Origin of the sequence: Dyella choica (assembly GCF_003977665.1) — a bacterium.
In the GTDB taxonomy this organism is placed as follows: domain Bacteria; phylum Pseudomonadota; class Gammaproteobacteria; order Xanthomonadales; family Rhodanobacteraceae; genus Dyella_B; species Dyella_B choica.
The window spans coordinates 1-12,111 of sequence record NZ_RYYV01000009.1 but is presented as its reverse complement, the minus strand read 5'-3'; the positions used below and the strand labels follow the sequence as shown (position 1 = coordinate 12,111).

The 12,111-nt window shown below is 63.7% G+C and carries 10 protein-coding genes and 1 tRNA gene; 5 read left to right on the top strand and 6 right to left on the bottom strand.

Annotated features, from left to right (window positions below):
• Positions 1 to 16: 16 nt before the first annotated feature.
• From EKH80_RS12950 to EKH80_RS12925, 6 genes are all read right to left on the bottom strand, one after another.
• Positions 17 to 1,300 carry a nucleotide sugar dehydrogenase gene (locus EKH80_RS12950; protein ID WP_126685194.1) on the bottom strand — a complete coding sequence of 428 codons (1,284 nt, stop codon included), beginning with the start codon at positions 1,298 to 1,300 and terminating at the stop codon, positions 17 to 19.
• Positions 1,301 to 1,359: 59 nt separating this feature from the next.
• Positions 1,360 to 3,177: an SLC13 family permease gene (locus EKH80_RS12945; RefSeq protein WP_126685373.1), complete on the bottom strand. Its 1,818-nt coding sequence runs from the start codon at positions 3,175 to 3,177 to the stop codon at positions 1,360 to 1,362.
• A 273-nt stretch (positions 3,178 to 3,450) separates the two neighbouring features.
• On the bottom strand, positions 3,451 to 4,161 hold the full coding sequence (trmB, locus tag EKH80_RS12940) for a tRNA (guanosine(46)-N7)-methyltransferase TrmB (protein WP_126685193.1): 711 nt from the start codon (positions 4,159 to 4,161) through the stop codon (positions 3,451 to 3,453).
• 48 nt (positions 4,162 to 4,209) lie between these two features.
• A complete protein-coding gene (locus tag EKH80_RS12935) occupies positions 4,210 to 5,010 on the bottom strand; it encodes a thiazole synthase (protein ID WP_126685192.1) in 801 nt (266 codons plus the stop codon).
• A 20-nt stretch (positions 5,011 to 5,030) separates the two neighbouring features.
• Positions 5,031 to 5,231 carry a sulfur carrier protein ThiS gene (thiS, locus tag EKH80_RS12930; RefSeq protein ID WP_126685191.1) on the bottom strand — a complete coding sequence of 67 codons (201 nt, stop codon included), beginning with the start codon at positions 5,229 to 5,231 and terminating at the stop codon, positions 5,031 to 5,033.
• 356 nt (positions 5,232 to 5,587) lie between these two features.
• A complete protein-coding gene (locus tag EKH80_RS12925) occupies positions 5,588 to 7,690 on the bottom strand; it encodes a DUF6600 domain-containing protein (protein ID WP_126685190.1) in 2,103 nt (700 codons plus the stop codon).
• A 214-nt stretch (positions 7,691 to 7,904) separates the two neighbouring features.
• On the opposite strand from EKH80_RS12925, the gene EKH80_RS12920 reads away from it, so the two are divergent.
• The 5 genes from EKH80_RS12920 to EKH80_RS12900 all read left to right on the top strand — a co-directional run bounded on the left by EKH80_RS12920 (position 7,905) and on the right by EKH80_RS12900 (position 11,921).
• A tRNA-Gly gene (locus EKH80_RS12920) sits at positions 7,905 to 7,978 on the top strand.
• A 54-nt stretch (positions 7,979 to 8,032) separates the two neighbouring features.
• Positions 8,033 to 8,491 carry an ATP-dependent zinc protease family protein gene (locus EKH80_RS12915; RefSeq protein ID WP_126685189.1) on the top strand — a complete coding sequence of 153 codons (459 nt, stop codon included), beginning with the start codon at positions 8,033 to 8,035 and terminating at the stop codon, positions 8,489 to 8,491.
• Positions 8,488 to 9,381 carry a 30S ribosomal protein S6--L-glutamate ligase gene (rimK, locus tag EKH80_RS12910; RefSeq protein ID WP_126685188.1) on the top strand — a complete coding sequence of 298 codons (894 nt, stop codon included), beginning with the start codon at positions 8,488 to 8,490 and terminating at the stop codon, positions 9,379 to 9,381. The genes EKH80_RS12915 and rimK overlap by 4 nt, the downstream gene beginning before the upstream one ends.
• 583 nt (positions 9,382 to 9,964) lie before the next feature.
• Entirely contained in the window at positions 9,965 to 10,651 is a 687-nt protein-coding gene (locus EKH80_RS12905) for a response regulator transcription factor (protein ID WP_126685187.1), read from the top strand.
• Positions 10,635 to 11,921, top strand: coding sequence for a sensor histidine kinase (locus EKH80_RS12900; RefSeq protein ID WP_126685186.1), 1,287 nt, complete (start codon positions 10,635 to 10,637; stop codon positions 11,919 to 11,921). The genes EKH80_RS12905 and EKH80_RS12900 overlap by 17 nt, the downstream gene beginning before the upstream one ends.
• Positions 11,922 to 12,111: the final 190 nt, after the last annotated feature.

Sequence of the window (12,111 nt, the reverse complement as noted above, 5' to 3'; positions counted from 1 at the left end):
GGATTGCCACGCCAGCCTATAAGCGTGCGTCGACCAGCTCTTTCGGCAGCACGCCCTTGATGTCGTAAACCACGCCATTGGGCATGGTCAGCGCACGCACGTCATACGCGCCGCCCGATTTGAACTGCTGGTGCGCCACGGCGAGCACTACGGCCGCGTAGCTTCCCTTGGCATCCACGTTTGACAGCAAGCGCAGGCCGTAATGCCGGTATGCCTCCTCGGCGTCCGCCCATGGATCGTGCACGTCGACGGCGGCACCGAAGCTTTCCAGCTCCCGTACCAGGTCGACCACGCGCGTATTGCGCAGATCCGGGCAGTTCTCCTTGAAAGTGAGGCCCAGTACCAGTACGCGACTGCCGCGGATCGCGTGACCCTGGCCGACCATCAGCTTGATCACTTCGGCGGCCACATGCTGGCCCATCGCATCGTTGATACGGCGGCAGGCCAGCAGGATGTCCGGGTAATAGCCGGTCGATTGGGCTTTTTGTATGAGGTAATACGGATCGACGCCAATGCAGTGGCCGCCGACCAGTCCGGGTTGGAAGGGTAGAAAGTTCCACTTCGTGCGTGCGGCATCGAGTACATCCTGCGTGTCGATCCCCAGGCGATGGAAGATCAGCGCGAACTCGTTGATCAGGGCGATGTTGGCGTCGCGCTGTGTGTTCTCGATCACCTTGGCGGCCTCAGCCACTTTCAGGCTCGGTGCCTTGTGCGTGCCGGCGGTGATGATGCGCGCATACAGCGCATCGACGAAATCCGCCGCTTCCGGCGTGGAACCGGAGGTAATCTTCGGAATCGTGGTGAGACGGCGCAGCTTGTCACCGGGATTGATGCGCTCGGGGCTGTAGCCGACGGTGAAGTCGAGGTTGAAGCGCAGCCGGGAAGCGCGCTCCAGTTCCGGCACGCAGATTTCCTCGGTCGCACCCGGATACACGGTGGATTCGTAGATCACCACGTCGCCCTGCTTGAGCACACTGCCGACCATCTGGCTGGCGCGGACCAGCGGCGTGAAGTCGGGACGCTTGTGCTCATCCACCGGCGTGGGCACGGTGATGATGAATACGTTGCGATCACGCAACGCCTCCACCTCGGTGGTGAAGTGCAATTTCGTCGCGGCCGAAAGTTCCTCCGCAGAGGATTCCTGGTTGCCATCCGTGCCCCGTCGCAGGGCGTCCACGCGAGCGGCATCGATGTCGTAGCCGAGCGTGTCGAACAGTCGCCCGAATTCCACCGCAAGCGGCAGGCCGACATAACCGAGTCCGATCACGGCAAGGCGAGGGGCGTGAGGATAGCTGGTCACAGGTGTCTGCTTAGGTCGCTAGAAGGACGGCGCTGATGGTACCGCCAGGACGCATTCCATCAACGGTACATAAGATTGATCGCTACCAGCGTGATCACCAGCACGATAAAGGTCAGCGGCACGCCCGCGCGCAGGAAGTCCCGGCTGCTGTAGTCGCCCGGGCCGGTAACCATCATCAAGGCAGGGTGGCCGGAACTCAGCAGGAAGGTGTTGGACGACGACACCGCCACGATCAGCGCGTAGGCGGAAGGATTGCCGCCCGTAGCCACCGCGACGCTGATCGCCACCGGCACCATCATCACCGTGGCGCCCACGTTCGACATCACTTGTGAGAACAACAAGGTCAGGATCGCCAACGAAAGCTGCAGGATCCACGGTGAGGCACGACCCAGGTGCAGCAGCACTTCCTGCGCCAGCCAGGCGGCAGTGCCGGTGGAATCCATCGACCAGCCCAGCGGAATCAGGCACGCGGTGACGAAGATGGTCTTCCAGTTCACCGCCTTGTAGGCCTCGTCCATGTTCAGCACCCCGGACAGCAGCATGCCGATGGCACCGGTCATCATCGCGATGGACAAATCGAGGTTGGTGAACAGCGCCAGTCCCTTCGCCAGCAGAAAGAAGCCTACCGCCTGCCAGATCTTGTTTGGACGCTGTTCTTCGCGGGGAATGTCGGTGACGACCACCAGGTCTTTGTCCTCGGTGGCGTCCTGCAGGGCTTTCCAGCTGGAATGCAGCACCAGCGTATCGCCGGTGCGCAAGCTCACGGAACGCAAATCGTCGCGGTAAACCTGGTCGCCGCGGGTTACCGCCAGCACCGAGATGCCGTAACGCTTGCGCAAACGCAGCTCGCCGACCGATTGCTTGAGGAAGCGCGAGCTGGGCGGAATCACCGCTTCGGAAATGCCCGCGCGTGTGGGATTGAACAGCTCGCCCAACTGGCGCATGCGCGGCGACACGCGGCAAAGCTGATTGTTGGCGAAGCGGTTCAGTTCCTCGCGCGGCCCGAGCACGCCGAGCACCGAGCCCACCCAGATCACCTGGTCTGCCGGAGGCGCCATGCGCGCTTCGTTGCCGCTCCTGATCGCCAGGATCAGCGGTGCGCCATGCAGTTGTTCCACCTCGCCGATGCTCATGCCGACCAGCGGGCTTTCGGCGGTCACGGTCAGCTCCGCCGTTTCGCCCACGATCCCATAGGTCTCGGCGAAGTAGCTTTCGGTACGGCCGGGCGTCACCTTCTGGCGTTCGTCCTCGCGCTCCGGCAGCAGTTTGCTGGTGTAGAGGTAAAAGAACAGAACGCCGGCCACCGCCAGCGCGAGGCCCACCGGCGTCACGCTGAAGAGCCCGAACTTCGGCACCGTCTGCGCGCCGGGCGGCAGGTTCGCGTTGGCGCTCGCGATCAGGTCGTTGAGCACGATCAGCGGCGAGTTCGCGATCAGCGTGGTGTTGGTGGCGGTGAGGATGCAGAACGCCATCGGCAGCAGCAGGCGCGAGATCGGCACGCCGGTACGTGCGGACAGGCGGCTGGTGACGGGAATCATCAGTGCGGCCAGCGCCTGGCTAGGGATTACCGCGCTGAACAGGCTGGTGACGGAGTTGATCACCACGCCGAGCCGCGACTCCTTGCCGCGCGCCATGCGCATCACGAACTGCGCGGTAAGGCCGAGCACGCCGGCACGGTCCAGCCCGGCGCCCATGATCATGATCGCGATGATGGCGATCACGGCGTTGCCGGCGAAGCCCTGGAAGACCTTTTCCGACGGAATCAGGCCGGTTAGGCCGATCACCACCACCACCAGCAGCGCCACCATGTCGGCGCGGACCCACTCCAGCACCAACATGACCATGGTGAAGCCCACCAGCCCCAGCACCAGGATCATTTCGGGGGTAAGGGTCAGCGCCACTGTAGAACATCCCTGGCGGACGCCTGGCAAGACCGAATGCGATGGGGCGGCAGTGGCTTCACGCGGTGACTCATCCCTGTTTAACGAGGAAGTATAAGCGTGCGTGCGGGGGCGCTGGTTAACCGTTGCCGCACTCTGGGAGCGTCAATCACACCCTCTATGCTCCGGCCAGCGCCACAGCGTAGGCCGGGATGGCAACCCCAGCATCGCCCGTTGCATGCATGGCAATGCTGGGATTGCCATCCCAGCCTACGCGCGAGGTTGATGTCTATAGAGCAAATCCCACACACCGTGGCCGAGTTTCAAGCCGCGCCGTTCGAAGTGTGTCTCGATGCGCCAGGCCGGTTTCTCGGCAAACTGGCCGGGTCCAAGCGGGTTGCGCCAGGCTGGGGCGGCTTCCATCACTTCCAGCATGTGCTGGGCGTACGGCTCCCAATCGGTAGCCAGATGCAGTAACCCACCCGGAGCTACGCGCGAGGCGAGCAGGGCTACGAAATCGGACTGCACGATGCGGCGCTTATTGTGGCGCTTCTTGTGCCAAGGGTCGGGGAACCAGATGCGCACCTCGGCCAGTGCGCCGGGAGGGATCTCGTTCTCCAGCACTTCTACGGCATCGTGCTTGTAGAGGCGTACGTTGCCGGCGTCCCTCGCCGCCAGGGCATTCATCAGCCGGCCCACCCCCGGGCCATGCACTTCCACGCCGAGGTAGTCGCGCGCCAGGTCGTGCTCGCTCGCCCAGGCCAGCGCCTCGCCGTTGCCGAAGCCGATCTCCAGCACGCGTGGCGCGCGGCGGCCGAAATGGGCGTCGAAGTCCTGCGGCTTGCCGCTGTAGGTGATGCCGAACCGCGCCCAATGCGTTTCGAAAGCCCGCTGCTGGGCGGGGGTCATGCGGCCTTCGCGCAGGACGAAACTGCGAATGCGGCGGAGGTGGTGGCTGTCGTGGTCGGGGGAATCAGTCATGCAGAGCGCTCTACTCCCCTCCCGGGAGGGGAGAGGAAGCCAAATGGGTCAGCCAATCGTTCCGTCGATCGGGCTCGATGCGGACGCAAAGCGCTTGCGTGGAATCCGTCCCGCACGGAACGCCGCACGCCCGGCTTCGACCGCCAGCCGCATGGCGTGCGCCATCAGCACCGGATCCTTTGCCCCGGCGATGGCGGTATTCATCAGCACGCCGTCGCAACCCAGCTCCATGGCGATGGCTGCGTCGGAGGCGGTACCTACGCCGGCGTCGACGATGACCGGCACCTTCGCGTTCTCGACGATCTCCAGCAGGTTGTACTTGTTCTGGATGCCCAGTCCCGAGCCGATCGGCGCCGCCAGCGGCATCACCGCTACGCAGCCGATCTGTTCCAGCTTCTTGGCCAGGATGGGATCGTCACTGGTGTAGACCATCACCTCGAAGCCGTCGGCCACCAACTGCTCGGCGGCCTTGAGGGTTTCCACCACGTCTGGAAACAGTGTGCGCTCGTCGCCCAGCACTTCCAGTTTCACCAGCTTGTGGCCGTCCAGCAGTTCGCGTGCCAGTCGGCAGGTGCGCACCGCATCCACTGCGTTGTAGCAGCCGGCGGTGTTGGGCAGCAGGGTGAACTCGCTGGGTGGCAGGGCATCGAGCAGACTGGGGGCGTTGGGATCCTGGCCCAGGTTCACGCGGCGGATCGCGGCGGTGACGATTTGCGCACCGGCGGCCAGGGTGGCGCTGCGCGTTTCTTCCAGATCCCTGTATTTGCCGGTGCCGGTAAGCAGGCGGGAGCGATAGCTTTTGCCGGCAATGACCAGGGTGTCGACGGTGTCTTGAGTCTTGATATTCATGGTTGGGGATGGGGGCGCGCTCAGCCGCCGCCAATGGCATGGACGATTTCCACCTTGTCGCCTTGGCGCAGCGAGTAGGCGCCGTGCTGGCTGCGTGGCACGATCTCCTGATTCACCTCCACGGCTACACGTCGGCCGGCGTAGCCGGCCTCGTGCAGCAGTTCGGTGAGGGTGAGGGTGTCGCCGCAGTCGTGCGGGTGGCCGTTGAGGGTGATCTGCATCGACCTATTGTAGCGCCGGGCCTGCGCTTTATCCCGCCCGGATCAGAGCATCTCTAGGGATGCTCTGATCTATTCCGCGCACCCGGCATGACGTCCAGAAGGCCCGCAGGGTGTGTCGCGCGGCACAGGGCAGACTGGCCGTCTGTTCAAGCCGCGGGGCACGGCCTGCGGGCCTTCTGGACGTCACCCCGTCTTTAAATTCCAAATGTTGGGGCCGCACGCTTTCGGGCGGCACTGTATGCGCGTCTGGCTGCGCCCCAGCGCCTAGACAGACAGCCAGTCTGCCTTCGCCCCTGGGGCGCAGCCAGACGCGCATACAGTGCGGTGACGGGTACGTGGAATAGATCAGAGCATCCCTAGTGCTGCTGGTTATCGCTCCTGGGCGGGGGCGCATGCTGTGGATGCGGTGCAGCCTGCGGGTGAGGCTGCTGCTCGACGGGGCGAGCCATCTCCGGTCGCGCGTACTGCTCCGGCGGCTGATAGCGATACGGCTGCGGCTGGTAGGCCGGCTGGGACGGCATCTCGCGAGGCGCCGGCGCGTACTGGCGTGGCGCTTGCTGTTCCGGTACGTATTGGTGGGTGCGTTGCGCAGCCTCAAAGCGTTGTTGTTCCTGTTCGAGGATCGCCTGCCGCTCGCGCTCTTGCTGCTGCTGCACGGACGGCTGCGGTGGCATGTAGCGTGGCGCCTGCTGCATTGTGGGCTGCTGTGGTTCGTAGCGCGGCGCTTGCTGCACGACAGGCTGTTGCGAACGCGGAGCCTGCCGCACCTCGGGCTGTTCAGGCGGGTAGTGCGGCGCTTGTTGGACTTGCTGCATTTGCTGGGCCGGAGCGAAGTGCGGCACCTGCGGCAGAGCCGGTGCGGCCGGTCGCGGAGCAATGGGTGGCTGGGCCGGCGTGCCATAGCGCGGGAACGATTGTCCCGAGACCACCCGGGGCGCGTTCTGCGGTTGCACATTCAGTACCCTCACATTGGAGGGCGGGGCTGAATGGAATGCGACGCCTGCGGCTGGCGCACGTACCGCCACCACCGGCCGATTGAACCCGGCAGCCGGCAACGGGCGCGCGTTCTCGCCACGCGGCTGGCCGAAGCTGGCCGACGAGGGGCGCTGCAGCGGCGCGGCCGCCATTACTGGCGCGCGTGCGAGCTGTTGCGGGTCCACGCGCACTTGGTTGGCTTGCACGTTCCGTGCGCTGGCGAAGTCCTGCGCGGAGACGGCAGTGAAGGCATGCGGCGCGGCGCGGTTGACATAGTTCACACCGGTCATCGGCCGGCCTGCGCGATAGAGGTCGTACTGGTTGTGGATGTTGTTGATCACCGTCACCTGGTTGATGTTGCGAGTGACCTGGATATTGGTGACGTTGACGTTGGTGTAATAGTTGCGTGACGCGCGATACCACGGGTTGTAGACCTCATGCGGACCGAGCGGAAACCAGCCCACCGGACCGCCGGTGCCGATACCGACGAAGGCAACCAGTGCCGGTGCATAGACCGGCCGTACGCGTGGCGCGCACGGGACCCAGCCCCACCGCTCGTGCAGATACACCCAGCGGCCATAGTGGTAGGGCGCGAAACCCCACGGCATCTGATCCACCCAGGTCCAGCCCCAGGGACCGATCCATACCCAGTGGCCAAGGCGATACGGGGCCCAGCCGGCGACCACCGTTGTGGGATACCAGACGGTGCCGTAATCCTCGTCCTGTTGCCAATCGCCGTATTGGTTCAGGTCCTGCGAACCGACCACGTCGGGCGACACGTACTGCGTGCCGGCGGTATTGGCGTATTGCGCATCACGATCGTTGCACCAGGCGTCGAATTCGTCGCGTCCCTCGATGTCGCTTACCGTCATGTCGTTCAACGAGGAATCGCCAAACTGATAGCTGCGTCCGCTGAAAACTTCCCGCTGGGCGTTGTTTTCGCCGTAGACAATGCCGCCTCCGTCGATCACGGTGAGCGAGGTGCCGTTGCCGTTGGCACCGACGTCGACGCGGAATGTGCCGGGCTGATTGATCACCAACGCAAGGGTTGGCGTATCGATTTCGTAGCTCGCGCCCTGATCGATGTTGCGCACCGTGATGCTGAGCGTACCCTGCGTCAACTCGAACTGACCGATCTGGTCGCTGAGATTGAGCACCCCGATGTCGGTCTGGTTGCTGATCCGCAACGCGGCCCCGCCCAGTTCCAGCTCGGCGCGCGCGTCGGGTCCGCTGGACAGCTTGTCGCCATTGGTCAACGGCCGGTTCATGTCGGCGGCAGCCCATTCGGTACCGCCCGCCGGCATCAGCCCCAGGTCGCCGGAAGTGTAGGAAAGCCGCGCCACCCGCGCCGGCGGGTCCGCGCTATCGCTGCCTTGGCCATCGTCGGACTGGGCGAGGGCCAGTCCGGTCCACAACAGCAATAAAACACCCATGAGCGCGCGCCAGCCGCGCACCGATGACACGACACCATTGAGCCTACGCATAAATCACTCCAGGCCGCTGCACGCGAAACGGTCGCGCCCGCCGTCATCCCTGTATGTGGGGATCATCTTGCGCATGGATTATGAGCGCCCGCTTAGGGCGGGAACGGCCGTTGCCTGCGGTTTAACTGCGAGGTCGCTGGTATCGATGAAAAGCACGCGGGGCGCTGCCCAGGATTCCCAAAGCCGCATTCGCCGGTTACCATCGCCCGGCGCTGCGGGTGTAGCTCAATGGTAGAGCTGTAGCTTCCCAAGCTACTGACGAGGGTTCGATTCCCTTCACCCGCTCCATCCCCCCTCTCCGGTTCCCTCCGAGACTTTCCTAACCCGACAGCGTGAGCTGACATGGCGGACGTGATCACCCTCGGTTGGCGGGAACGCTTGGCATTGCCGCAGTTCGGTATTGCCTCGCTCAAGGTCAAGCTCGACACCGGCGCGCGCAGCAGCTCGTTGCACGTGGACGAGCTGGAGGCCTTCACCCGCGATGGGCACACCTGGCTGCGTTTCGTGGTCGGACTCGGCCGTCGCTCGATACGACAGGTGCGGTGTGAGGCACAGGCGTGCGACCGGCGGGTGGTAGTCGATACCGGCGGTGGACGCAGCGAACGCTGGTTCATCCGCACCGAAGTAATGCTGGCTGGTGAGCGTTTCGAAGTTGACATAAACCTGACGGATCGTCGGCACATGCTGTTTCCCATGCTGTTGGGGCGCACCGCCCTGGTCGGGCGCTTCAAGGTCGATCCGGCGCTTTCCTACACCCTGCCCAAACCTGCGCATACGCAAACGATGGTGCCCAAGCCATGAAAATCGCGATCCTCTCGCGCAATGCGCGCTTGTATTCCACCCAGCGACTGGTCGAGGTGGCACGCGAGCGCGGACACGTAGTGCGCGTGCTCGATCCGCTGCGCTGCTATGTGCGCATTGCGCCGGGCGAGGTGGAGATCCGCCACAAAGGCAAGGCTTTGCACGATATCGATGCGGCGATCCCGCGCATCGGCACGTCGAGTACGTTCTATGGTACGGCGGTGCTGCGCCAGCTCGAGATGATGGGGGTGTATACGCCCAATTCCTCCGACGCGGTGTTGCGGGCTCGCGACAAGTTGCGCTGCTTGCAGATTCTTGCCGCGAAAGGTTTGGACATGCCGGTGACGGTGTTTGGGGACAACCCGGATGACACCACTGATGTGCTGGATCTGCTGGGTGATCCGCCGCACGTGATCAAGCTCAACGAAGGCAGCCAGGGTACCGGCGTGGTGTTGGCGGAAAAACGCAGCGCCTCGCAAAGCGTGGTGGAGGCATTCCGTGGCCTGTACGCCAACTTCCTGGTGCAGGAGTTCATCGCCGAAGCCAAGGGCAGCGATCTGCGCTGCTTCGTGGTGGGTGGACAGGTGGTGGCGGCCATGCAGCGCGAAGCGGTGGCTGGCGAATTCCGCGCCAACCTGCACCGTGGCGGCACCGCCGTGGCGGCCAAACTGACCGCGGCCGAGAAGCGCATCTCGGTAGATGCCGCCGAGGCCCTGGGGCTGGGTATCGCGGGGGTCGACCTGCTGCGCTCCAAGCGCGGTCCGCTGGTGCTGGAAGTCAATGCATCGCCGGGGCTGGAAGGCATCGAGGCGGCTTCGAGCGTGAACGTGGCCGAGCACATCATTCGTCATCTGGAGCGGCATGTCGCCAAGACATCGAAACGCGCGTAGCCGTCTTTTCACGTAGCGAATACAAAGTCACGATGCGTATCGCCATTAAGCAAGCTGTGAGTGCTGGGACGGTATTTAGGTTTTGAGAAAGTGCTGTCCTGCACATTCTCAACGCGCCGCGTTCGGCACATGTGCTTGCTCCATCCCTGGAGCAAGCCCTGCGGGCCAGCCTACGGCTGTCCAAATCCGCTCCATGCGGATTTGTCCGAACGCGGCTACGCTTAAATCAAGCACTTGCAGTGCTTGATTCGCGGCAGGCCATCCATGGCCTGCATTAACGGGCTGTTTTCTCAACAGCCCGTTAACTACCGCGTAACCGCCTCGCCCCTATAAAGGCGTCACTGTTCGTTTGCTCGCCACTTCAAATCGCAAGTGCGACAGCAGACGACGGTATCGGGGCAGTAGCTTCAGCCCGGATGCAGCGACGTCCAGTCGCCGTATCCGGGCTTTTTCTTGGGTTTGAGCCCCATCCCATCCCCTCCCGCAGGCCGACGTTCAGCCTGGCGCTTAACAATTGCGCCGCGCACTCGTTAAGCTTGGCCCCATCCCCGGCCTGTGTGCCGGTTGCGTAGCGGAGAGACGCATGCGCGTTCTAGTGATTGAAGACAACAGCGACATCGCGACCAATATTGGCGATTATTTGGAAGATCGTGGCCATGTCGTGGATTTTGCAGGAGATGGCGTTACCGGACTGCATCTGGCCGTGGTGCATGACTTCGACGTCATCGTGCTCGATCTGACCCTGCCGGGCATGGACGGGCTGGACGTGGCCCGCAAGCTGCGCCACGAAGCCCACAAGCAGACCCCGGTGCTGATGCTGACGGCCCGCGATGCCCTTGAACAGAAGCTCACTGGCTTCGAGTCCGGGGCGGACGACTACATGACCAAGCCCTTCGCCTTGCAGGAGCTGGCGGCACGCCTGGAGGTGCTGGCACGCCGCGGCAAGGGCCCGCAGAGCCGGGTGCTGAAGGTGGCTGACCTGACCTACAACCTGGACACCCTCACGGTGACCCGCGACGGCAAATCCATCCAGCTCAATCCAATCGGCCTGAAGCTGCTGCAGGCGCTGATGGAAGCCAGTCCCTCGGTGGTCACGCGCCAGGACCTGGAACAGAAAGTATGGGGCGAGGAGTTGCCCGACAGCGACAGCCTGCGTGTGCACATCCACGGCCTACGCGCGGCGATCGACAAGCCGTTCGAAAAAGCCCTGATCCATACCAGGCACGGCATCGGTTACCGCATGGTCGATCCGGATGCAGTCCCGGCGTAAGCTGCGGTTCCGCCTGTTGATTTCCTTCGCGCTGTTCGGTTTCGGCCTCAGCGCGCTGTTTGCCATGGCGTCGTTGTACGTGCGGGCCAAGGTCGAGAATCAGCTGGTCAATGCCAGCCTGCAAAGCGACGTCAACCAGGCGGTGGAGTCCACGCACGCGGACCCCAGCAAACCGGTTGGCTCCAGGCTGATCGATGCCTGGATGTTTAGCGACCGTACCGTTTACCGGGCACCGCTTGGCTGGCAAAACCTCGCCCCCGGCGTGTATGACATGCACGACGTGGACAAGGATGGCCGCGCCAGGCATTACAAGCTGGCTGTTTCACGCAAGTACGGTCTGATCGGCTTCATCAGTTACGACATCAGCCGCGAGGATCTGGGCAAGCGTCAGCTCGTCACGTCGCTGGTCGCATCCGTCATCTTGTTCAGCCTTTTGTCGCTGGCGATCGGCCTGTGGCTGTCGCGCAAGGTATTGAAGCCGGTCACCGAACTGGCGCGGCGCTTGCGAGATTTCCGCAAGACCGGGCGCGCCGAGCCGCTGGCAGCCCATTTTGCCGACGACGAGGTGGGGGAACTCGCCTTGGCGCTGGACGAATACTCCACGCGCCTCACGGCGATGGTCGAGCGCGACCGCGAATTCAATTCCGATGTCAGCCACGAACTGCGCACCCCTTTGGCAGTGATTTCCAGCACCACCGAGCTGCTGCAAGGTTCGCCGGACCTCACTGAAAAGCTGCGCGAGCGCCTGAAGCGCATCGAACGCGCGTCGCGCCAGGCGACGGAACTGATCGAAGCGCTCTTGCTGCTGTCGCGTGCCGAGCGCCGCGGTCCGACTCGTGGCGAAACCACCGAGGTCGCCAAGGTCGCTGCCGACGTGATCGAAAGCCAGCGTCCGCAGATCCGCGACAAACCTATCGAGGTGGAGTTGGCGCAGAACGCTCCGGTCACCGTCAATGCACCCGCGTCCGTATTGTCGGTGGCGCTCACCAATCTGATCGGCAATGCGATCAAGTACACGCTGGAGGGCCGGGTAACCGTACAGGTGGAAAAAGGGCGCATCGAGGTGATCGACACCGGCCCGGGCATCAAGCCCGAGGATGCCGAACGTTTGTTCCAGCGCGGCGTCCGTGGTGAAGGTGCCGGCGGCAGCGGCGCCGGTTTGGGACTGGCGATCGTGAGGCGCCTGTGCGAACTCTACGGCTGGGATGTTTCGATCAGGCCGCGCACGGATGCCAATGGGGCAATTGCCAGTATCGTCTTCGAGCGCTGAAAGCAGGTTGGGGTGTGCCCCAACACCCCCCTAATCGCACGATTGCTGCATTTCGCTGATGGCTACATTGCCTGCGGCGCTTTCGGTCGCAAGCGACCGAGTCACTTTTCTTTGCTGGCCCAAAGAAAAGTAACGGCAGATTCAACCTCCAAGTGCATCAGCCGGAGCGAGGCCATCGCGAGCCTTGATG